The organism is Nocardioides sp., from assembly GCF_964228225.1.
GTDB lineage: Bacteria > Actinomycetota > Actinomycetes > Propionibacteriales > Nocardioidaceae > Nocardioides.
In genome coordinates this window covers 39,431-58,488 of sequence record NZ_CAXQZB010000081.1, presented here as the reverse complement: position 1 = coordinate 58,488, position 19,058 = coordinate 39,431, and the positions used below count along the sequence as shown (strand labels likewise).

The 19,058-nt window shown below is 73.9% G+C and carries 24 protein-coding genes; 1 reads left to right on the top strand and 23 read right to left on the bottom strand.

Translation table 11 applies throughout. From position 1 onward, the window contains the following. Positions 1-45: 45 nt before the first annotated feature. From fliL to ACERUJ_RS19160, 5 genes are all read right to left on the bottom strand, one after another. On the bottom strand, positions 46-480 hold the full coding sequence (gene fliL / locus ACERUJ_RS19180) for a flagellar basal body-associated protein FliL (RefSeq protein ID WP_370250550.1): 435 nt from the start codon (positions 478-480) through the stop codon (positions 46-48). Continuing rightward, complete coding sequence (locus ACERUJ_RS19175) at positions 477-1,580, bottom strand: flagellar motor protein MotB (protein ID WP_370250549.1); 1,104 nt, start codon at positions 1,578-1,580, stop codon at positions 477-479. The genes fliL and ACERUJ_RS19175 overlap by 4 nt, the downstream gene beginning before the upstream one ends. 11 nt (positions 1,581-1,591) lie before the next feature. Beyond that, positions 1,592-2,365 (bottom strand): motility protein A, encoded by a 774-nt coding sequence (locus ACERUJ_RS19170; protein WP_370250548.1) that lies wholly within the window; start codon positions 2,363-2,365, stop codon positions 1,592-1,594. Then, a complete protein-coding gene (locus ACERUJ_RS19165) occupies positions 2,362-2,676 on the bottom strand; it encodes a flagellar FlbD family protein (RefSeq protein ID WP_370250547.1) in 315 nt (104 codons plus the stop codon). Before ACERUJ_RS19165 ends, ACERUJ_RS19170 begins: the two co-directional genes overlap by 4 nt. Before the next feature lie 122 nt (positions 2,677-2,798). Continuing rightward, positions 2,799-3,275, bottom strand: coding sequence for a MarR family winged helix-turn-helix transcriptional regulator (locus ACERUJ_RS19160; protein ID WP_370250546.1), 477 nt, complete (start codon positions 3,273-3,275; stop codon positions 2,799-2,801). A 72-nt stretch (positions 3,276-3,347) separates the two neighbouring features. Between ACERUJ_RS19160 and ACERUJ_RS19155 the strand changes: the two genes are divergently transcribed. After that, positions 3,348-4,085 (top strand): DUF2461 family protein, encoded by a 738-nt coding sequence (locus ACERUJ_RS19155; protein ID WP_370250545.1) that lies wholly within the window; start codon positions 3,348-3,350, stop codon positions 4,083-4,085. Positions 4,086-4,118: 33 nt separating this feature from the next. Here ACERUJ_RS19155 and ACERUJ_RS19150 read toward each other — a convergent pair whose 3' ends face one another. From ACERUJ_RS19150 to ACERUJ_RS19065, 18 genes are all read right to left on the bottom strand, one after another. Then, the gene (locus tag ACERUJ_RS19150; RefSeq protein WP_370250544.1) at positions 4,119-4,661 is read right to left on the bottom strand and encodes a potassium channel family protein; all 543 of its coding nucleotides are present in this window, start codon (positions 4,659-4,661) and stop codon (positions 4,119-4,121) included. A 505-nt stretch (positions 4,662-5,166) separates the two neighbouring features. After that, positions 5,167-6,366, bottom strand: coding sequence for a DUF222 domain-containing protein (locus ACERUJ_RS19145; RefSeq protein WP_370250543.1), 1,200 nt, complete (start codon positions 6,364-6,366; stop codon positions 5,167-5,169). A gap of 156 nt (positions 6,367-6,522) precedes the next feature. Then, complete coding sequence (locus tag ACERUJ_RS19140; RefSeq protein WP_370250542.1) at positions 6,523-7,377, bottom strand: flagellar hook-basal body complex protein; 855 nt, start codon at positions 7,375-7,377, stop codon at positions 6,523-6,525. A gap of 169 nt (positions 7,378-7,546) precedes the next feature. After that, positions 7,547-8,029 carry a flagellar hook capping FlgD N-terminal domain-containing protein gene (locus ACERUJ_RS19135; protein ID WP_370250541.1) on the bottom strand — a complete coding sequence of 161 codons (483 nt, stop codon included), beginning with the start codon at positions 8,027-8,029 and terminating at the stop codon, positions 7,547-7,549. 10 nt (positions 8,030-8,039) lie between these two features. After that, positions 8,040-9,599, bottom strand: a complete 1,560-nt coding sequence (locus ACERUJ_RS19130) for a flagellar hook-length control protein FliK (RefSeq protein ID WP_370250540.1) — start codon at positions 9,597-9,599, stop codon at positions 8,040-8,042. 11 nt (positions 9,600-9,610) lie between these two features. Beyond that, positions 9,611-10,636 carry a transglycosylase SLT domain-containing protein gene (locus ACERUJ_RS19125; RefSeq protein ID WP_370250539.1) on the bottom strand — a complete coding sequence of 342 codons (1,026 nt, stop codon included), beginning with the start codon at positions 10,634-10,636 and terminating at the stop codon, positions 9,611-9,613. Further along, on the bottom strand, positions 10,633-11,136 hold the full coding sequence (locus ACERUJ_RS19120) for a flagellar FliJ family protein (RefSeq protein WP_370250538.1): 504 nt from the start codon (positions 11,134-11,136) through the stop codon (positions 10,633-10,635). The genes ACERUJ_RS19125 and ACERUJ_RS19120 overlap by 4 nt, the downstream gene beginning before the upstream one ends. Continuing rightward, the gene (locus ACERUJ_RS19115) at positions 11,133-12,491 is read right to left on the bottom strand and encodes a FliI/YscN family ATPase (protein ID WP_370250537.1); all 1,359 of its coding nucleotides are present in this window, start codon (positions 12,489-12,491) and stop codon (positions 11,133-11,135) included. Before ACERUJ_RS19115 ends, ACERUJ_RS19120 begins: the two co-directional genes overlap by 4 nt. Next, positions 12,488-13,300, bottom strand: a complete 813-nt coding sequence (locus ACERUJ_RS19110; RefSeq protein ID WP_370250536.1) for a hypothetical protein — start codon at positions 13,298-13,300, stop codon at positions 12,488-12,490. The genes ACERUJ_RS19115 and ACERUJ_RS19110 overlap by 4 nt, the downstream gene beginning before the upstream one ends. Further along, positions 13,284-14,300 (bottom strand): flagellar motor switch protein FliG, encoded by a 1,017-nt coding sequence (fliG, locus tag ACERUJ_RS19105; RefSeq protein WP_370250535.1) that lies wholly within the window; start codon positions 14,298-14,300, stop codon positions 13,284-13,286. Before fliG ends, ACERUJ_RS19110 begins: the two co-directional genes overlap by 17 nt. Position 14,301: 1 nt before the next feature. Then, positions 14,302-15,900: a flagellar basal-body MS-ring/collar protein FliF gene (gene fliF / locus ACERUJ_RS19100; protein ID WP_370250534.1), complete on the bottom strand. Its 1,599-nt coding sequence runs from the start codon at positions 15,898-15,900 to the stop codon at positions 14,302-14,304. A 1-nt stretch (position 15,901) separates the two neighbouring features. After that, entirely contained in the window at positions 15,902-16,324 is a 423-nt protein-coding gene (gene fliE, locus ACERUJ_RS19095; protein WP_370250533.1) for a flagellar hook-basal body complex protein FliE, read from the bottom strand. Then, positions 16,324-16,716, bottom strand: a complete 393-nt coding sequence (locus ACERUJ_RS19090) for a flagellar basal body rod protein FlgC (protein ID WP_370250532.1) — start codon at positions 16,714-16,716, stop codon at positions 16,324-16,326. Before ACERUJ_RS19090 ends, fliE begins: the two co-directional genes overlap by 1 nt. Beyond that, on the bottom strand, positions 16,716-17,096 hold the full coding sequence (flgB, locus tag ACERUJ_RS19085) for a flagellar basal body rod protein FlgB (protein ID WP_370250531.1): 381 nt from the start codon (positions 17,094-17,096) through the stop codon (positions 16,716-16,718). Before flgB ends, ACERUJ_RS19090 begins: the two co-directional genes overlap by 1 nt. A 216-nt stretch (positions 17,097-17,312) precedes the next feature. Beyond that, a complete protein-coding gene (locus ACERUJ_RS19080; RefSeq protein WP_370250530.1) occupies positions 17,313-17,807 on the bottom strand; it encodes a hypothetical protein in 495 nt (164 codons plus the stop codon). After that, positions 17,807-18,172: a response regulator gene (locus tag ACERUJ_RS19075; RefSeq protein WP_370250529.1), complete on the bottom strand. Its 366-nt coding sequence runs from the start codon at positions 18,170-18,172 to the stop codon at positions 17,807-17,809. The genes ACERUJ_RS19080 and ACERUJ_RS19075 overlap by 1 nt, the downstream gene beginning before the upstream one ends. Then, complete coding sequence (locus ACERUJ_RS19070; protein WP_370250528.1) at positions 18,169-18,678, bottom strand: chemotaxis protein CheX; 510 nt, start codon at positions 18,676-18,678, stop codon at positions 18,169-18,171. The genes ACERUJ_RS19075 and ACERUJ_RS19070 overlap by 4 nt, the downstream gene beginning before the upstream one ends. Next, a complete protein-coding gene (locus ACERUJ_RS19065) occupies positions 18,675-19,058 on the bottom strand; it encodes a response regulator (protein WP_370250527.1) in 384 nt (127 codons plus the stop codon). Before ACERUJ_RS19065 ends, ACERUJ_RS19070 begins: the two co-directional genes overlap by 4 nt.

The following is a 19,058-nucleotide window of genomic DNA, read 5'->3' as shown; positions in this document are numbered from 1 at the left end:
GTGGGGACTTCCCACCAAGTCGGTTCCGGGAGGCCCCGGAACCGGTCACTGCATGACGAACTCGGTGAGGTACACGTCCATGACGTCGCCGTGGTAGCTGTGGTCGAGCTCCTTGATCAGCTCCTTCTTGAGCTTGCGCCGCTCGGCGGGGTCGGCCAGCTCGGCGACGCTGCGGCCGGAGTAGAGGTCGATGGCCACGTCCAGCGCCTTGGACCCGTCGGCCTCGTGGGCGTCGGCGGTGAGCTGCAGGGCCAGGCCGAGCCGCAGGTAGTGGCCGCCCTCGAGGTTGACCTGGATCGCCTCCAGCGGCAGGACCTCACCGGGCTCGGGCGGCTTGGGCGGGCCGGCCGGCTTGAGGAACAGGAACCAGGCGGCGGCCCCGGCGACGGCGACGGCCACCACGATCATGATCAGCTTCTTCTTCCCGCCCTTCGCCTCCTCGGCCGCGGGCGCGGCCGGTGCGGGTGCCGTGGTGGTCATCGCGATGCTCCTCGTGGATTGGTGGGGGTGTCGGTACCGGTGTCGGTGCGGGTGTCGGGGGTGGATCCGGTCGTCGTGGTGCCCGTGCGACCCGTGCCGGCGCGGGGCGCGGCGGGGACGGGGGCGAGGGTGGGGGCGTCACCGGGGGCGGCGGTGTCCTCCCCGGCGCTCGGGGTGCTCGGGGTGCCGCCGGGTCGTTCGCCCTGCGGGCGGTCGCTGGAGGCGCGCTCGGCCCGGGCGAGGTCGGCGGCCAGGCCGGGCAGCAGGGCGGTGGTCTGCTGCTCGGTGGCGGCCATCACGACCAGGTCCACCCGCTTGTTCAGCTCCTGCGAGCCCGGCTTGGCGGGGTCGATGAGTGGGCGGGTGTGGCCGAAGGCCGCCAGCGACAGGCGCCGGGCCGGGATGCCGGCCACCGCCTCCAGCCGGCGCAGCACGGTGAGCGCGCGGGCCGCCGAGAGGTCCCAGTCGGTGGGGTAGTACTTCGGCTTCACCGGCACCTGGTTGGTGTGGCCGTCCACCTCGACGGGGTCGGGGATGGTGGCGAGCACCGCGCCGATCCGGTCGACGATCGCCAGGCCGCGCGGCGTCAGGGTGGCCAGGTCGTTCTCGAACACGACGTGCTTGGACACCAGGCTCAGCACCAGGCCCCGGCCGTCGTAGGAGGTGCGCAGGTCGCTCTCCAGCCCGGCCGACTTCAACGCCGCCTCGAGCTTCTTGCGCACGGTCTCGAGCCGGTTGAGCTCGGCCTTGGCGTCGCCCTCGCGGCGGCCGGCCTCCAACGCCTTGGTCTTCTCCAGCGCGGCCTGCACCAGGGCCTGCTCCTCCCCGCTCATGCCGCCGAGCACGGGTGCGGCCTGGTTGGCGCCCGGCTCCGGGGCCAGCGACTTGCTGCCGTTGAGCAGGGAGTCCTGGGAGCCGAAGCCCGCGGCGAGGCCGTCGCGCAGCTCGGCGAACTTCTTCTGGTCCACCTGGCTGATCGCGAACATCACGATGAACAGCACCATCAGCAGGGTCACCATGTCGGCGTAGGTGACCAGCCAGCGCTCGTGGTTCTCGTGCTCCTCGTGCTCCTCGTGGCGATGTCGCCGTCCCCCGGACATGACGACCCCGCTCAGGCGGCGTCGGCCAGCGGCTGCTGACCGGCGGGCAGGAGGGAGGTGAGCTTCTGGGCGACGACGCGCGGGTTGGCGCCGGCCTGGATCGCGGCGATCCCCTCGATCACCAGGTCCATCCGCATGGCCTCCAGCTCGCCGAGCCGCTTGAGGCGGTTGCCGAGGGGGAGGAAGAGCACGTTGGCGCTCATCACGCCCCACAGGGTGGCCACGAAGGCGCCGGCGATGAGGTGGCCGAGCTCGGCGGGGTCGGACAGGCTCTCCAGCACGTGCACCAGGCCCATGACGGTGCCGATGATGCCGATGGTGGGGGCGTAGGCGCCGGCGTCGGAGAAGAACTTCGCGGCGTGCTTGTCCTCCTTGCGCTTGGCGGCCACCTCGGCCTCGAGGATGTCGCGGACCTCCTCGGGGTCGGTGCCGTCGATGGCCAGGGTGACGCCCTTGACGAGGAACTCGTCGTCCATGTCCTTGAGCATGTCCTCGAGCGCGAGCAGGCCCTCGCGACGGGCCTTGTCGGCCAGCGCGACGATCGAGGGCACGACCTCCGCGGCGGGGGCGACGTCGCCCTTGAACGCGCGGGCCAGCGACTTGCCGGCACCCTTGGCGTCGGCCATCGTGCCGCCCGCCACGGTGACCAGGATGGTGGTGCCGAACACCAGGATCATCGGAGCCGGCAGCAGCAGGCTCATCGGGTTGCCGCCCTCCATGATGTTGGCGGCGACGATCACGACGAGGCCGACGGCGACCCCGATCAGGGTGGCGAGGTCCTTCACCGCGACACCTCCGGGCTGTGCCCGCGGTCCCGGCGCACCAGCGAGAGCGAGGGGCGCGGCGGCACGGCGGTCGCGTCGAGGCCGAGGTCGTAGCCCTGGGCCTCGTAGTAGGCCTGGTAGTGGTTGCCGAGCGCGAGGACCTCGGCGCGGTGGCGCCGCACGACCGCCACGACGTCGTCCAACGACTCCGCGACGACGTACTTCGTGCCGCCGATGAGCGTGATCACCGTGTCGGGCGTGGCGTCGATACGTTCGATGAGGTCGGAGTTGATGGCGAACACCGACCCCGACAGTCGGGTCAGAGAGATCATGGGGCACCGTCCTTGATGCGTCGATGACGCGCCGTCCGTGGCGGTCCCCTGATCCATCGGCGGTGCCTGCCGGGACCTGAGGCGAAGCGGGGAGGACCCCGCGGATCATCCGCGCGGGAGGGTCACGCGTCGTCGTCGGCGAGGCGTGCGGTGTGCTGCTGCAGCACCTCCACGGCCCCGCGCAGGAAGGCGGCGATCGTGTCCCGCTCGGTCGGGGTGAACCCCGCGGCGAGGTCGTTGAGGCCCTCGAACATCGGCTGCAGTCCCTCGAGGATGTGTGCCATCCGCTCCGCCGGGGCCTCGAGCCGCACGCGACGCCGGTCGGCGGTGTCGCGGCCGCGCACGACGTAGCCGGCGCGCTCCAGGCGGTCCACCAGCTCGGTGGCCGAGCCGGGGGAGATGCCCAGCATCGTGCTGAGCTCGACGGTGCCGAGCGGCGTCTCGTGGGCGTCCATGATGCGGTCCATCGCCTGGTAGTCCAGCGCATGGAGGCCGAGGCGGGCCGCGAAGACGCGGTCGAGCTCGGTGGCGGCGCGCTTGATCTCGCGGATGCCCCAGCCCAGTTCGTCCACGTGCACGTCCGGGGGCCCGTCGGTCATGGCGTCAGCCTAGGGGCCAGTGATACTTTGGTCACGGAATGATTCGGCAAAGGAACTAGGTTGAGTGGGTCGATGACGCAGGGGATCTTCGACGGGGCGATCGCGTTCTACCGCGACCTCGAGGCCGACAACACCCGGGAGTTCTGGGCCCGCGAGCGTCACCGGTACGACGACGGCGTCAAGCCGGTGTTCGCGCAGCTGGTCGCGGCGGTGTCCGGTGGCGACCCCGGGCGGGGAGTCGGCCACGACGTCGGGGGAGGAGCCGGGTGGGCCGGGCTGTCGTGGCGCGTCTACCGGCCCCACAACGACACCCGCTTCGGCAATGCGACGCCCTTCAAGACCTTCGCCGGCGCGGTGGCCGAGCGTGCCGACGGCGTGGGCGCGTTCCTGCAGGTGAGCGCGCGCGGCGCCCTCGTGGGCACGGGTCTGCCGATGCCGGCCCGCGACCAGCTGCCCCGGCTGCGCGCCGCGATCGCCGAGGAGTCCGCGGGCGCCGACTTCGCCCGGGCCGTGGCCGAGGTCGAGGGGGCCGGGGTGCGGGTGTTCCACGGCCGGTACGAGCCGCTCAAGCGGGTCCCCGCCGGCTACCCGACCGACCATCCGCGTGCCGACGTGCTGCGTTGGAAGGGGATCGAGACCAACCAGCGCCTCGCCCGCCCGGCCTGGGGCGACGTCGAGGAGGCCGCGGCCGCCGTCGTCGCCCTGCTCGCCACGCCCGAGCCGCTGCACCGGTGGCTCGCCGCGCACGTCGGGCCCTCCGCGATGACCCCGGAGGAGCGCTTCGCGCCCCGGCGCCGGTCCTCGGGCTGAGCGGGCTCGGTCTGGGTGCTCAGGTCCGGGTGCTCAGGTCCGGGGGTCGGGTGTGTCGCGCGCCGTCGTCGTGCCGGGGCCGGCGAGGCGCTCGATGAGGGCGGCGTTCTGCTCCTGCAGGTCGATCACCCGGCGCAGCAGCACCTTGATCTCCTCCTGCTCCTCGTGGGTGAACTCGTCGTGGTCCTCGATGAGGCGGCTGGTGATCTGCGCGCCCAGGCACAGGGCGAGGGCGAACATCATGACGATGAGGAAGGAGCCGAGCAGCCGCCCCGTGCTGGAGGTGGGGTAGAAGTCGCCGTAGCCGACCGTGAAGCCGGTGACGACGGCCCACCAGATGCCCTCCGACCAGTGCACGTCCTCCAGCCCGGCGTAGGCCAGGCCCGACCCGGTGACCGTGGTGACCGTGAGCAGGGTCAGGAAGCGGGGCCGGTTCGCGATCGCGACGAAGAGGTCGATGAGCTTGTCGTCGAACAGGAACCGACCGGTCTCCCGCACGCCCGTGCGCAGATAGTTCGCCTGCTGGTCGCCGGGGATGCGCGCCAGGGTGCGGCGGTCGATCGGTGGGGTGCTCATCGCAGCCGGGACTCCTTCGAGGTTGGTCGGTGTCGAGCGGTGCCACCGGGTGTACCCGCCGCCGCCTCCGCCGAACCCCGGTCCCCCGTTCGTCGAGGAGGCGCGCCAGCGCCGTCGCGAGACGCGGTGAGGTGGCCTGGCGGGTGCGGGCGTCTCGTGACGCTCGCTTGCGCTCGCTCCTCGACGACCGGCGGTGGGCACGGTCGTCGAGGAGGCGCGCCAGCGCCGTCACGAGGCGCGGTGGGGTGGCCGGGTGGGTGCGGGCGTCTCGGGACGCTCGCTTGCGCTCGCTCCTCGAGGACCGGCGGTGGGCACGGTCGTCGAGGAGGCGCCCCGGCGCCGTCACGAGGCGCGGTGGGGTGAGGGACGGCATCTGGTCACGGCGGGCTGTCCGGTGCGCGCGTCTCGTGACGCTCGCTTCGCTCGCTCCTCGACGACCGGCGGTGGGCACGGTCGTCGAGGCGGCGCCCCGGCGCCGTCACGAGACGCAGCGAGGTCGGCGCGGTCAGTCGTCGGGTGGGTCGGTGCCCCGGTCCCGATGTCGTGCTCGATGGTGCCTCGGACATCGGGGCTTGCCGGTGAGGTCGGTGCCGCCGCCGGATTCCCAGGATGGGTCGTGGTCGATCTCGCAGTGACTGGCGGACACGTCGCAGTCGGGGTGGACGCAGGTGGGGTGCATCGTCGCGATCGCCAGCCGCTGCGCCTTGGTGTGGAACCTTCGGGTGCGGCCCCAGTCCAGGACCATCCCGGTACCGTCGAGGACGGCGGGGATGATCCCGGCCTTGGCGGCGAGCCTGCGGGCGGCGGTCGCGCTGATCTTCTCGCCGGTGTCGAGGAGCCCGGCCTGCTCGAGCTGGTGGGTGAGGTCCTCGATTGTCATCGTGACCACGACGGTGGCGCCGCAGCCGGCGCGGTCGGGGAGGTCTTTGTCCTGGATGCGTTCGAGCAGGTCGCAGAACGCCTGCCCCCAGCGCGCCGGGGTCCTGATGGCCGGGTCGTAGGACCCGGCACCCTCCGCTGCTCGCTTCGCCTTCGGGGCACCGAGGGCGGTGAGCATCTTGCGCAGCATCGCGCCGTGCAGCACCGGGACGCGGAACCAGCCCTCCATCGTGCCGTCGTCGTGCTCGACCATCGAGAACCGGACCCGCGCCGCGGCCCGGGCCTCCTGCCGCTCCAACGCCGCCGACTCCCGCGCATCCGCCGCGACCGGGTCGAGGACCTCCCAGATCCGCCGCCCCAGCACTCGCAGGTCCTTCGCATGATGCGACGCGGCCTTCTCCAGCAGATACGTCGAGGCCTGCTCACGGTCCTCCTCCGGCATGTCGGCCATCGCATCGACGATCACCTTCGCCTGCGCGGGAGTGACCTCCGCTGAGGCCAGCGCGGCAGCGACGTCCGGCCGGCCCTCCAGCGCGACCGCCTCCCGCAGCACCGCCCGCCCCTGCGCGATCGTCGTCCGCGTCGCGCGCGCATGCCACACCGCGACCGACTCCGCCCCCGAGTCCTGGTGCGCCCCGATCTCCTCGGCATGCACCAGCAACCGCGCCCTCAACGCCGCCGCCCGCGCCTCCACCCGCGCCAGCTCCAGCAACGCCTCCCGGGTGTCCCCCGCCCCCGCCGACCACACCGGCGCGGCCAGGGCATGGGCCAGCGCGTCGTCGGCGACCCGCGCCCACTCCCGCACCCCACCCGAGCCCATCTGCATATGACCACTCAACACGGGGCCACCGACAGTTCCGGACAGGGAGGGCGTGACCTGTGGATGGCTCTCCGAGGGTGCGTCGTACGACAGGAATCGCGGCCCCCAGGGCTGGGGACCGCGATTCCGGTGACGCCGACGGCCCCCGAGGAGCCGCGTGGATCAGCGCTTGATGTTGACCAGGTCCTCGAGCACCTGGTCGGAGGTGGTGATGACGCGGCTGGAGGCCTGGAAGCCGCGCTGGGCCAGGATCAGGTTGGTGAACTCGGCGGCGAGGTCGACGTTCGACATCTCCAGGGCGCCGGCGGTGACGGTGCCGCGCCGGCCGGTGCCGGGCACGTCGATCTGCGCGGTGCCGGAGTTCGCCGACTCGCGGAACGAGGAGTCGCCGACGCGCTCGAGGCCGTTGGGGTTGGTGAAGTCGGCCACCGCGAGCTGGGCGACGTCGCGGCGGGTGCCGTCGGAGAGGTTGACCCGCAGCTTGCCGTCGTTGCTGAAGCTGAAGGAGGTGATCTCCACACCGGCGCCCAGGGCGGGGGTGAAGGAGGCGGGGTCGATGCTGATGTCGGTGAGACCGCCGGTGGGGGCGCCGGTGGCGTCGAGGGCGTAGCCCTGCACCCGGGCGCCGGAGGGCGTCACGAGCGTGCCGGCGGAGTCGAAGGTGAAGGCGCCGGCGCGGGTGTAGAGCTGCTCGTTGCCGTTCTGGGTGACGAACATGCCGTCGCCCTGCAGCATCAGGTCGGTGGTGCGGCCGGTCAGCTGGGCCGAGCCCTGGCCGAGGTTGCTGGTGACGACGGCCAGCTGCACGCCCAGGCCGATCTGCACCGGGTTCGTGCCGCCCTGGGTGGCGCTCGCGCCCGAGGCGCCGGTGAGCATCTGGCTCAGGGTGTTCTGGAAGACCGTGCCGCTGGACTTGAAGCCCACGGTGTTGGCGTTGGCGATGTTGTTGCCGGTGACGTCGAGCATGGTCTGGTTGACGCGCAGACCGCTGATGCCGGCGAAGAGCGAACGAAGCATGGGGGGTCCTCTCGGATGGCGACCGGGGGTGACCGGGGGGTCACGACGGCCGGGGGCCGGACGACGTCCGGCGGGTGGACGGGCTGATGGACGAGGCTGATGGGCAGGGGTGGGGCGGGGGTGCGGGCGGAGCTCGTGGCGACACGCGCCCGCGCAGGACGGACCGGGATCAGGTGCCGGTGCCGGTCGCACCGGTGCCGGTGCTCTCGGGCTTCGGCGGCGCGGTGGGCACCGTGCCGACCCCGAGGATCTGCACCATCGGCACCTGCACGCCGTCGACGTCGAGGACCGGGCCCTCGGCGTCGAAGCGCACGCCCTTCACGGTGCCGGCGCCGTCGGTGCCGTCCGCGAGGGTGTACTTCACCGTCTGACCCACGAGCGCGCTGGCGCCGAAGGCCATCTGGGTGCCGATCAGCACGGTCGTGCGGTCGGCGACGTCCTGCATCTTCTCCAGGGAGGTGAACTGCGCCGACTGCGAGAGGAACTCGCTGGTGTCGGCCGGGTTCATCGGGTCCTGGTAGCGCAGCTGCGCGACGAGCAGCTGCAGGAACATGTCCTTGTCGGCCGATGAAGCCGTCATCGTGTCGACGACGGAGCCCAGTCCGGCGCTGGCGGCGCCGGCCCCGACCCCCTCGGTGGCGGACACGCTCATGGGGTCCTCCTCACGCACTCACGTCGAGCCGGCGGCCCGTCGCGAGTGGGTCCGTCGACGCCGCGCCACCCGTGTCGGGGTGGGTGGGCGCCGACCTGCCGTCCATGGCGGTCGTGACGGTCGGCGTCCCTGCCGAGCGTCCTGATCCCGAGTGGTCGGGCCGGGCCTGCTGGCCGGGCTGCCGCCCCTCGGAGAAGGTGGGGGATCCCTGGGTCCAGGGATCCTGCCGGCCCTGCTGCTGGCCCTGCTGCATCTGCTGCTGGGTCTGCTGCTGGGTCTGGGCGTCCGCGTGGTGCGCCGCCGCGGACGCCGCGGGGCCGGCGGTGGTGGCGCGGACCTCGCCCACGAGCAGCTGCAGGTGCTCGGGACCGTGGCCCAGCGCCTCGCGCAGCGAGCCGAGGTCGCGCTGGAGCGCGCGCTGCACCCCGGCGTCGCTGGCGTGCAGGGCGACCTGCAGGCCGCCGCCGCGCAGGTGCACCTCCAGGCGCACCTCCCCCAGGGTGCCGGGGTCCAGCCGCAGCACGAGCGAGCGCGGACCGCCGCGGCCGGCGCTGGTGAGCTGCCCGGTGGCGTCGGTGTGCTCGGCCACGAGGCGGGTGACGCGGTCCATCACCTGGCGCGTCACCGCGGTGGCCTGCGCCGAGGTGAGGGTCGTGCTGGTGGGGGCGCTCGCGGCGGCACCCGTGGTCGGTGCCGGGGCACCGGCCGCGCCGGCCGCGATGGACGACGACGTCCCGCCGGCGGTACCCGCCTCGCCGACGCCGGCGGCGCGGTCGCCACGCGCGTCCCCGCGCTCGCCGCGCCCGTCGCCGTGGTGGCCCGCCTCGGAGGAGGGACCGCGACCCGCGGCGGCAGCGACCGGCGCGGCCGCCGCGGGTGGCGTGGTGCTGGTGGTGCCGGTGGTGGCCCGATCCGGCTGGCCCGTCTGGCCGACGGCCTCGTCCGCCTGCCCGCTGCCCGCGGTCGGGACGGCGACCTCGGGGGTCGCGGTGGCCTCGGTGGCCCCGGCGGCCACGCCGCTCGCCACGGGGCTCGCCGCGGCACCGGACACGACGCCCTCGGCGGGCGCGACTCCGGGGTCGGCGGCGGAGCCGGCAGGGGAGCGGTGGACGGGGATCATCACCGGGATGATCGGCAGGCCGAGCGGGACCTGCAGCGGAACCGGCAGGGCATTCGGCAGGGCATTCGGCAGATCAGCCGGCTGACCCGGCACGGCGTCGCCCGCCTCGCTCCCGGGATCGGTGTCGTCGCTCGCGGGGTCGTCCGCCTCGGCGCCGACGGCGCCCCCGACCGCGACCGGCGCGGGGGCGGCGACGGCCGCGACGGTCGTGACGACGTCGTCCGCGGTCCCACCCTCGGGCGCGGTCACCGCGGCCTCGCCCGACGCCGCGCCGGGCGTGCCGCAGCCCAGGTCGGGCAGCAGCAGCGAGAGCAGCGATCCGAAGCCGCCGGGACCGGTGTCGGAGTCGCCCGGGGCGCCGGCGTGGCGGCCGGGGCCCCCGGTCGTGGCGGTGCTGCCGGGCCCTCCGGGGGCGGGCGGGACGGCGGGCGGGAGCGGGGTGAGTGTCATGGCAGGCGCCTTCACGAGAGCCCGAGCGAGGTGAGGATGGAGGAGACGTAGTTGCGGGTCTCCGGGTACGGCGGCACGCCGTCGTAGCGGTCGACCGCGCCCGGGCCGGCGTTGTAGCCCGCGAGCGCGAGGTCGAGGCGACCGTCGAAGCGGTCGAGCAGCTGGGTGAGCAGGCGGGCTGCGCCGTCCACGGCCTGCGCCGGCTGGAACGGGTCGCGCACGCCCAGGCCGTCGGCGGTGCCCGGCATCAGCTGCATCAGGCCCTGGGCGCCCGCGGGGCTCACCGCGGAGGGGTCGAACCCGGACTCCTGGCGGGCGACCGCGGCCAGCAGCCGCGGGTCCAGGCCGTAGCGGGCGCCGGCGCTGGCGAAGAGGTCGGCGAAGGGCACGTCCAGGCCCCCGCTGACCCGGCCGAGGGTCACGTCGGTGCCGCCGCTGGCGATCGCGGCCGACACGGCGTCGACCCCGCCCCCGGGGATGGTGGGTCCGGTGACGGCGGAGGTCTCCGGGAGCACCCGGCGGATGTAGTCGGGGGTGCTCGGCACCGGCACCATCCGGATGTCGAGCCCGGTGCGCGGCGCCTCGATCATCATCCCGTCGCCGGCGTAGATGGCGATGTGGTCGGCGCCGTTGTTGCGCGAGGAGTTGTCCCAGGCGATGAGGTCGCCGGGCTGGGCCTGGTCCATCGAGGCGACGGCGGTGCCCGCGCGGGCCTGGTCGGCCGAGACCCGCGGCAGGTCGATCCCGAACTTCCCGTACACGTACTGCACGAGCCCGGAGCAGTCCATGCCGCCGGACGCAGGGGAGCTGCCGCCCCACACGTAGGGCATGCCGAGGTACTTCTTCGCCTCGGCCACGATCGCCTCGCCCTTGGCGCCGGTGCTGCCGCCGGCGGTGGCGGTGTCGAGTCCGGCCTGGGACAGCGCGCGGGCGAACGCCGTGGCGTCGGTGGCCGACGCGCTGGTCGCGGCGGGCGCGAGCAGGGCCAGCTGGCCCTGGATCGCGGCGATCCGGCTCGTCACCTCGGCGACGCTCATGCGGTGGCTCCCGTGCTGGTCTGGCTGGTCTGGCTGGTCTGGCTGGTGGTGGTCGGGTGGACGGCGTCGGCGCGGGCGGCGGCCCGCTGGCGGGCCCAGCGCTGCCCGGCGATGTCGTCGAGGGCGGCGGCCTCGCGGCGGGCCCGCTCGGCGGCGCGCTCGGCGGCGCGGCGCTCGAGCAGCTGCTCCACGGCGCGCCGGCGGGCGTGGGCCTGGGTCCAGCGGCCGCGGGCGTCCTGGCTGTCGCGCACCGACTGCTCGTGCGCGGCGCGGCGCTCGCGCCACGGCTCGTGGAGGTCCACCAGCGCGGAGCGCACGAGCACCAGCGCGGCGCCCTCGCTCGGGGCGGGGGCCGCGATGATCTCCTCGATCTCGGCGCGGTCGGCCTGGGCCGCGCGCTCGGTGGCGAGGGCGTCGCGCAGCTCGGTCTCGGCGTCGCGCTCGCGCACCTCGCGCACCCGGGCGACGGCGCGCAGGCCGGGGTCGTGCCGGGTGGTCATGCGCTCACCAGCTGGTGCAGGGCGGCCCAGGTGGCGGGCAGCGGGGTGACGTCGTCCATGTCCTGGCGCAGGAACGCCTCGATGCGGGGCAGCCGCGCGAGGGCGGCGTCGGCGTCGGCGTCGCTGCCGCCGACGTAGGCCCCGATCTCGACCAGTTCCTTGATGTCGCGGTGGGCGGCCATCATCCGGCGCAGCCGGGTGGCGTCGGCGCGCTGCTCGGGGGTGGTCACCGCCCCGGTGACGCGGGAGATCGACTCCAGCACGTCGATGGACGGGAAGTGGCCGGCGGTCGCGAGGCGCCGGGTCAGCACGATGTGGCCGTCCAGGATCGAGCGGGCGGTGTCGCCCACGGGGTCCTGCAGGTCGTCGCCCTCCACGAGCACCGTGTAGAGGCCGGTGATCGAGCCGGTGGGCGTGGTGCCGGCCCGCTCCAGCAGCTGCGGGAGCAGGGCGAACACGCTCGGCGGGTAGCCGCGGGTGGCGGGCGGCTCCCCGGCGGAGAGGCCGATCTCGCGCTGGGCCATCGCCACGCGGGTCAGGCTGTCCATCATCAGCACGACGTCGCGGCCCTCGTCGCGGAAGGCCTCGGCGATGCGCGTCGCGGTGAAGGCCGCGCGCAGCCGCACCACCGGCGGTGCGTCGGAGGTGGCGACGACGACGACCGAGCGCGCGAGACCCTCCGGGCCGAGGTCGTGCTCGAGGAACTCGCGCACCTCACGGCCGCGCTCGCCCACCAGGGCCAGCACGGACACCTCGGCGTCGGTGCCGCGCGCGATCATCGACAGCAGGCTGGACTTGCCCACCCCCGAGCCGGCCATGATGCCCAGCCGCTGGCCACGGCCGCACGGCACGAGCGCGTCGAGCGCCCGCACGCCCAGCCCGAGCGGGGTGTCGATGCGGGGCCGGGCCAGCGCGTCGGGGGCGGGGTGGTCGACGGTGACCTCGCGCAGCCCCGGCACGTCCTCCAGCGCGGGGCCGCCGTCCAGCGGTCGGCCCAGGCCGTCGAGCACGCGGCCGCGCAGGGCGTCGCCGACGCGGATGCGCAGCGGGCCGCCGGTGTGGCGCACGGTCATCCCGGCCCGCAGGCCCAGGGCGCTCGAGAGCGGCAGCGCGGTGAGGCCGTGGCGGGTGCTGGTGGCCACCACCTCGGCGAGCACCTCCTCCTCCGTCGCGGCGTGGGCGTGGGGGCGCACCCCGATGAGGTCGCCGACGGCGGCGTCGAGCCCGGCCACCTGCAGGTGCAGGCCCTGCAGCTCGCTGACCCGGCCGTAGCGGGCCGGCGCGGCGGCCCGGACGGCGTCGGCGCGGGCGGCGTCCAGACGGCGCTGGAACCCGGCGGAGACCAGCGTGCTCACGCGACCGCCGTCCCGTGGTCGCCGTCGGCCCCCGCTCCCGGGGCGGCGAGGGCCGCGCGCACGCGGTCCAGGGCGGCGCCGAGGTCGAGGTCCAGCACGGTGGTGTCGGTCTCGACCCGGGCGTCGTGCGGTCCCAGGTCGGCGGCCGGCACGACGGTGAGCGGGTGACCGGCGGCGGCCAGCGCCGCCGACACCTCGCCCACCAGGCCTGCGGACACGTGCACGGTGACCGCGCCTCCGGCCATGGGGGCGCCGGAGGAGAGGCCGGCGAGCACGCGCCGGGCCAGGTCGGTGCCCGGGGCGGGGCTGGTGGCGACGTCGTGGGCCAGCAGCGCGGCCGTGAGCTCGGCGGCGAGGTCCAGCGCACGGTCCAGGGTGGCGGCACGCACGGCGGCCGCGGCCTCCTCCAGACCGGCGGCCGCGCGGGCCAACGCGGCCAGGGCCGCCCGGTGCTCGTGCTCGCGGCGCTCGGCCTCGGCCAGGGCCGAGGCGACCCGCGCGGACTCCTCGCGGACCGCGTCCGCGGCGGCGTCGCGCCGCCCCTGGGCCCAGCCGGTGGAGTAGCCCTGCGCCCGGGCGGCCTCGAGGGCCTTGTCGGCCAGGGCGCCCAGGGCCTGTTCGGTCACCGAGTCGCCGAGCACCCCGTCGCCGCCGTACCGGGTCCACGACCCCTCGCGCAGCTCGGGCGTGGCCAGCGGGGTGAGGGTCGAGCGGGCCGAGAGCCGCTCCACCCCGGCGCCGGTGAGGACCCGCGTGCGGGGCTCGCCGGCCTCGCCGGACTCGGGCCGGACCTCAGTCGACGAAGTCATTGTCGCCTCCTCGGCGCACCAGGATCTCGCCGCGCTCCTCGAGCTCGCGGATCGTGCGGATGACGGCCTGCTGGGCCTCCTCGACCTGGGTCAGGCGCACCGGGCCGAGCAGCTCGATCTCCTCCACCAGGGTCTCGGCGGCGCGGGCCGACAGGTTGCGGGTGACCTTGCTGCGCACCGACTCGGTGACGCCCTTGAGGGCCAGCGCGAGCTGGGCGGCGTCGACCTGGCGCAGCACCTGCTGCACCGAGCGGTCGTCGAGGTTGACGATGTCCTCGAACATGAACATCCGGCTCTTGACGGCGTCGGCGAGCGCGGCGTCGAGGTTCTCCAGACCCTCGATGATCTGTCGTTCGGTGGCCCGGTCGGAGCGGTTGATGATCTCGACCAGCGGGTCCAGGCCGCCCACGCGGGACAGGTCGGCCGGCTGCAGCATCGAGGACAGCTTGCGCTCCAGCACCGCCTCCACCGAGCGGACGATGTCGGGCGAGGTCCGGTCCATCACCGCGATCCGGTGGGCCACCTCGGCCTGCTGCTCCGGCGGCAGGCCGGAGAGCAGCAGCGAGGCCTTGTCGGCGGTCATGTGGGCCAGCACCAGCGCGATCACCTGCGGGTGCTCGTCGACGATGAACGAGCGCAGCTGGGCGGGGTCGGCCTGGTGCAGGAACTGGAAGGGCATCTGGATGGCCGCGGCGTTGAGGCGGTCCATGATCTCCGCGGCCCGCTCGGCGCCCAGGGTCTGCTCCAGCACCTGGTGGGCGAAGCCGAGTCCGCCGCGACGCACGTGCTCGCGGGCCATCATCAGCTCGTGGAACTCGGTGAGCACCGCGGTCGACTCGGCGCCGGAGATGTTCTCCAGCCGCGCGATCTCGGCGGTGATCGCCTCGACCTCGGACTCGTTGAACTTGGCGAGCACCGAGGCCGCACGCTTGCGGCCCAGCTGCACCAGGAGCACCGCGACCTTGCGGGTGCCGGCGGGGGCGAGGGTGGTCGTGGACATCTCAGCTCCTCTCCGTCAGCCAGCCGCGCAGCAGCATCGCCACGTCGTCGGGCTGGCGCTCGATCAGGGCGTCGAGCTCGACGCGCAGCTGCTCCTCCTCGGTGAGCTCGGCCGGCTCGCCGGCACCGAGGGCCAGCAGGTCGCCCGCCTCCAGCGCCGCGGCCCGGGCCGCGTTGTCGGCGCGGATCTGCTCGACGACGTAGTTGGTGGCCTTCTCGCGGGCCTTGCGCTGCTTGCGGGCCCGCAGCAGGGCCAGGCCGATGAGCAGCAGCACCAGGCCGGCGATGACGCCGGTGCGGATCATGCCCTGGGTGGCGGCGGCCTTGTCGGCCGCGGTGGCGGCGGCGAGGTCGGCCTTCGCGGCCTCCTCGGCGCTGCGGTCGAAGGGCACCTGCAGCACCCGGATCGTGTCGCCGCGCTGTCGGTCGATCCCGACCGCGTCCTGCACGAGGGCCTGGATGTCGTTGGGGGAGTAGGCCTGGGTCGCGGCGGCGTCCAGGGCCACGCCGACGTGGATCGACTTCACCGTGCCCGGCGGCGTCTCGCGCCGCTCCTGGGTGACGTCCACCGGCACGTCCTGGGTCTGGCCCGTCTTCTCGTACGACGACGCGCCGCCCGAGGTGAGCCCGCCGGTGTCCATCTGCCCGTCGGGGCCGACGACGCCGCCCGAGAGGCCGGTGCCGCCCGGACCCGAGTAAGTCTCGGTGGAGGTCGACGTCGAGTTCGGCAGGTTGTCCTTGTCGACGCTGTAGTCGGTGGTGTCGGTCACCGCGTGGTCGAAGTCGAGGTCGGCGGTCACCTGCACGGTGGCGTTGCCGGGACCCACGACGCGGTCCAGCATGGCCTGCAGGTCGTCGTGGATGGCCTGCTCGGCCGCGGCCTGCTGCTCCGCACGGGAGCCGGGGCTGGTGCCGGCGGCGTCGCCGGGGGAGGAGAGCACGGTGCCGGTGGCGTCGGCGACGGTCACGTCGCTGGGGTCGAGCCCCTCCACGCTGGAGGCCACCAGGTTCACGATCGCCTGCACCTGGCCGGAGTCCAGGGTGACGCCCGGCTGGGTGTCGACCAGCACCGAGGCCGTGGTGGGCTGCTGCTCGGAGGAGAAGACCTGCTTCTGCGGGAGCGCGAGGTGCACGACGGCGGTGTTCACGCCGTCGATCGCCTCGATCGTGGTGGCGAGCTCGCCCTCCATCGCCCGCTTGTAGTCGGTCTGCTCCTGGAAGTCGGAGGTGGCCAGGCCCTGGTCGTCGAGGATGGAGTAGCCGCCGTCGCTGCCGGACGGGATGCCCTGGGCCGAGAGGGCGATCCGGGCCTGGTAGACCTGGTCGCGGGGCACCATCACCATCGTCCCGCCCTCGGCGAGCTGGTAGGGCGTGCCCTCGGCGTCGAGCTCGTCGACGACCGCGCTGGCGTCGGAGGCCGAGAGGTCGGAGAACAACGGGGCGTAGCTGGGGGCCGAGGCCCACCGGTAGACCATGAAGCCGCCGAGGAGCAGCGCGGCCGTGCCGACGACGGCCACGAGCTTCTGCCCGGTGGTGAGGTCGAGGAAGGTGCGGCGGTAGCGGGCCAGGCTGCGGCCCATCGAGTCCTGGAATCCGGCCATCTCAGCCCACCTGCATCCGCATGATCTCGGTGAACGCCTCGACGGCCTTGTTGCGCAGGGCCACGGTCAGCTGCGTCGCGAGCTGCGCCTGGGTGGCGGCCATCGTGTAGTCGTGGATGTTGGTCAGCTGGCCGCTGGCGGCCTGCACCGCGAGGGTGTCGGCCGTGCGCTGGGTGGTGTCCAGCTTCTCGATGCCGTCGACCACGAGGTTGCCGAAGTCGATGCCGCCGCTCTCGCGGGTGCCCCCGACACCCCCGACACCCCCGACGCCGGAGACGCCGCTGGTGCCGCCGAGACCGCTGAGCCCGCTCAGGCCCTCGCTGCCGCGGGTGCCGCCGCCGAGGCTGGCGGCGGGGTCGACGCTGGGGGGCTGGAAGGGGGTGAAGCCGGCCGCGCCGATGCTCTCGATACCGAAGCTGCTCATCACCGGCTCCCGATCCCGATCGCGGTGGTGTAGGTGTCCTGGGCGTACTTGGTCACCTGCGCCGAGGCCTGGAACCCGCGCTGGGCCATGATCAGCTGCGACATCTGCGAGGCCATGTCCATGGCCGGCAGGCGCACGTAGCCCTCGGCGTCGGCCAGCGGGTGGTCGGGCTGGTAGGTCAGCACGCCCTCGGGGTCGGACAGCGCCACGCCGCCGACGTCGACGCCGCCATTGGGGTCGGCCTGCGCGATGACCATCTGGGCCTGGAAGGCGTTCTCCGAGGTCGGGCGCACCGTGTTGGCGTTGGCGATGTTGTTGCCGAGCGCGTCGAGCCAGGTCTGGTGCATGCCCAGGCCCGAGCCTGCGATCGTGAGGAGGTCGAAGGCACCCATCACACGGCTCCGGCGGCGGTACGGACGAGGTCGGCGCGGTCGCTGACGGCGCGCGCCACGAGCTGGTACTGGAACTGCGACTGCATCGCCGCGAGGGTCTCCTTGCGCAGGTCGACGTTGTTCCCGTCGGGGCCGACGGGGGTGAGGGTGGCGCCGGTGACGGGCGTGGCCTGCGCCAGCAGCGCCGGGGCCTGGTCACCGGCGGAGACGGCGGCGCTCAACACCCCTTCGAAGTCGACGTAGGACGCCCGGAAACCGGGGGTGTCGACGTTCGCGAGGTTGTCGGCGATCGTGCGCTGGCGCATGGCCAGGCCGTCGAGGGCGAACCCGAGGACGGCGGACACGCCGTCGGTGGGTGAGAACAGGGACACGAAGGTCACGACCTTCCACGCAACGTCCAGCCGACCCGGGCAGGGGTGGCTGGGATGGGGACGGGCCGATCCTTCGGCGAGTTGCGAGCAGTCCGTGCTCAGTGGGTGTGATCGGTCGGCCGGGGGGCCAGTTGAGGGGAATCCGGGACGAGGTGCGAAAAATCCCGCAGGGGCCCGACCACCCGGCGGGTGATCGGGCCCCTGCGGACGCGGAGCCGCGGGGACTCAGGTGAGCACGATGGCGAGCCGCCCCGTGCCGTACCCGGCGACCGAGACCAGGAAGTCGGCGCGGTGGCCGAGCACCTGGGTGCGGGCGCGGGCGTCCTGCGGCAGCGCCTCCCCCGACACGTGGCAGGCGTGCAGCCGCAGGTGCGGGGCATGACCGACGTTGAACAGCGAGGCGACGATGTTGAACACCTCGCGCAGCGACTCCGCCACCGGCCCGGTGAGCCGGCCCTCCTCGACCTCCGCCGTCACCTGGGTGGCGGGCACGAGGGCGAGCGCGCCGCCGACACCGGCCGAGAGCGGCAGGTCGAGGGCCACGACGGCCCGGATCATCAGCGAGTCGTCGACGTAGGTCGCGATGCTGGCCGGGTAGGACGGGGAGACGCCGAACGGCGGGCCCGGGCGCAGCTCCACCGGCTTGTCCAGCAGGTCCGCGATGAGGTCGCGCACCTCCTTGGGGGCGGGCAGGTGGGCCGGCGTCGTCATCGTGCTCATCAGGACACCCCCACCCCGGACAGCACCTGCTCGAAGGTCTCCGGCGTGAACGGCTTGGCGATCAGGAACGAGGCACCCGAGGACAGGGCGCGGGCGCGCATGTCCTCCGACCCCTCGGTCGTCACGAAGCCGAAGGGCACGTTGCTGCCGGCCGCGCGCAGCGAGACCAGGAAGTCGATGCCCGACATCTCCGGCATGTTCCAGTCCGAGAGCACCAGGTCGGGGCTCTCGGCGAGCGCGAGCTCCAGGCCCTGCCGGCCGTTCTCGGCCTCCACGACGTCGTGGCCGCCCATGCCTGCCTGACGCAGGGTGCGGATCACGATCTGCCGCATGACGCGGCTGTCGTCGACCACCAGGATCTTCACGTCCCCACCTCCACGGAGTCGCCGCCGGCCGGCACGCCGACCACGAGCGCGAGCTGGTGCTCGCCCCAGGCCAGCGGCAGCCGCACGAGCTCGACCAGGCTGCTCACCCGGATCGGGGCCCGCGCCACCATCGGCAGCGAGAGCTTGCTCGGGCCGGGCACCAGGCCCTTGATGTTGCCGCCGATGACGTTGACGAGCTCGCCGACGGCGTCGACGACGTCCTCGGTGCTGTGCTCGCCGCCGGGCTCCAGGCCCAGCATCGCCTCGGTGACGTGGTGGGCGAGCCCGGCCTCGAGGCTGATCATGATGATCCCCTGCCAGGCGCCGGCCACGGTGATCGCGGCGTCCCAGCACGGGTCGGCCGGGGCCGGGGTGCCGGGCGCGAGCGGGATCAGCGGCATGAAGGCGTCGGCCCCGAGGAACGTGGCCCAGACCTCCTCCACGACGCTGACGACGTCGAGCTCGCTGAGCTCGTCGATCTGGCTGTCCACGGTCGTGCCGGTCATGCCGGGACCTCCCGCGCGACCATGCCGAGCAGCTCGAGCTTGTCGATGATCGCCTCGGAGGTGAAGGGCTTGATCACGTACTCGTGGGCGCCGGCGGCGAGCGCGCGCACGATCTGGCCGTGCTCGCTTTCCGTGGTGACCATCATCAGCGTGATCTGGCGCCAGCGCGGGTCGGCGCGGACGCGGGTGACGAAGGTGTAGCCGTCCATGAGCGGCATGTTCCAGTCGATGAGGCACAGGTCGGGCACGAGGCCGTCCTCGAGGAGGGTCAGGGCCTCCTCGCCGTTGCCGGCCTCGGAGATGTCGAACCCGAGCTCGGTCACGATCCGTCGCAGGATCGAGCGCATGGTGCGCGAGTCGTCGATGATCAGGGCGTGCAC

What these genes read in the sequence shown, in the direction of transcription:
- fliL (WP_370250550.1), bottom strand. Translation starts at nt 480, where the DNA reads ATGACCACCACGGCACCCGCACCGGCCGCGCCCGCGGCCGAGGAGGCG.
- ACERUJ_RS19175 (WP_370250549.1), bottom strand. Translation starts at nt 1,580, where the DNA reads ATGTCCGGGGGACGGCGACATCGCCACGAGGAGCACGAGGAGCACGAG.
- ACERUJ_RS19165 (WP_370250547.1), bottom strand. Translation starts at nt 2,676, where the DNA reads ATGATCTCTCTGACCCGACTGTCGGGGTCGGTGTTCGCCATCAACTCC.
- ACERUJ_RS19160 (WP_370250546.1), bottom strand. Translation starts at nt 3,275, where the DNA reads ATGACCGACGGGCCCCCGGACGTGCACGTGGACGAACTGGGCTGGGGC.
- ACERUJ_RS19155 (WP_370250545.1), top strand. Translation starts at nt 3,348, where the DNA reads ATGACGCAGGGGATCTTCGACGGGGCGATCGCGTTCTACCGCGACCTC.
- ACERUJ_RS19150 (WP_370250544.1), bottom strand. Translation starts at nt 4,661, where the DNA reads ATGAGCACCCCACCGATCGACCGCCGCACCCTGGCGCGCATCCCCGGC.
- ACERUJ_RS19145 (WP_370250543.1), bottom strand. Translation starts at nt 6,366, where the DNA reads ATGCAGATGGGCTCGGGTGGGGTGCGGGAGTGGGCGCGGGTCGCCGAC.
- ACERUJ_RS19140 (WP_370250542.1), bottom strand. Translation starts at nt 7,377, where the DNA reads ATGCTTCGTTCGCTCTTCGCCGGCATCAGCGGTCTGCGCGTCAACCAG.
- ACERUJ_RS19135 (WP_370250541.1), bottom strand. Translation starts at nt 8,029, where the DNA reads ATGAGCGTGTCCGCCACCGAGGGGGTCGGGGCCGGCGCCGCCAGCGCC.
- ACERUJ_RS19130 (WP_370250540.1), bottom strand. Translation starts at nt 9,599, where the DNA reads ATGACACTCACCCCGCTCCCGCCCGCCGTCCCGCCCGCCCCCGGAGGG.
- ACERUJ_RS19125 (WP_370250539.1), bottom strand. Translation starts at nt 10,636, where the DNA reads ATGAGCGTCGCCGAGGTGACGAGCCGGATCGCCGCGATCCAGGGCCAG.
- ACERUJ_RS19120 (WP_370250538.1), bottom strand. Translation starts at nt 11,136, where the DNA reads ATGACCACCCGGCACGACCCCGGCCTGCGCGCCGTCGCCCGGGTGCGC.
- ACERUJ_RS19110 (WP_370250536.1), bottom strand. Translation starts at nt 13,300, where the DNA reads ATGACTTCGTCGACTGAGGTCCGGCCCGAGTCCGGCGAGGCCGGCGAG.
- fliG (WP_370250535.1), bottom strand. Translation starts at nt 14,300, where the DNA reads ATGTCCACGACCACCCTCGCCCCCGCCGGCACCCGCAAGGTCGCGGTG.
- fliF (WP_370250534.1), bottom strand. Translation starts at nt 15,900, where the DNA reads ATGGCCGGATTCCAGGACTCGATGGGCCGCAGCCTGGCCCGCTACCGC.
- fliE (WP_370250533.1), bottom strand. Translation starts at nt 16,324, where the DNA reads ATGAGCAGCTTCGGTATCGAGAGCATCGGCGCGGCCGGCTTCACCCCC.
- ACERUJ_RS19090 (WP_370250532.1), bottom strand. Translation starts at nt 16,716, where the DNA reads ATGGGTGCCTTCGACCTCCTCACGATCGCAGGCTCGGGCCTGGGCATG.
- ACERUJ_RS19080 (WP_370250530.1), bottom strand. Translation starts at nt 17,807, where the DNA reads ATGAGCACGATGACGACGCCGGCCCACCTGCCCGCCCCCAAGGAGGTG.
- ACERUJ_RS19070 (WP_370250528.1), bottom strand. Translation starts at nt 18,678, where the DNA reads ATGACCGGCACGACCGTGGACAGCCAGATCGACGAGCTCAGCGAGCTC.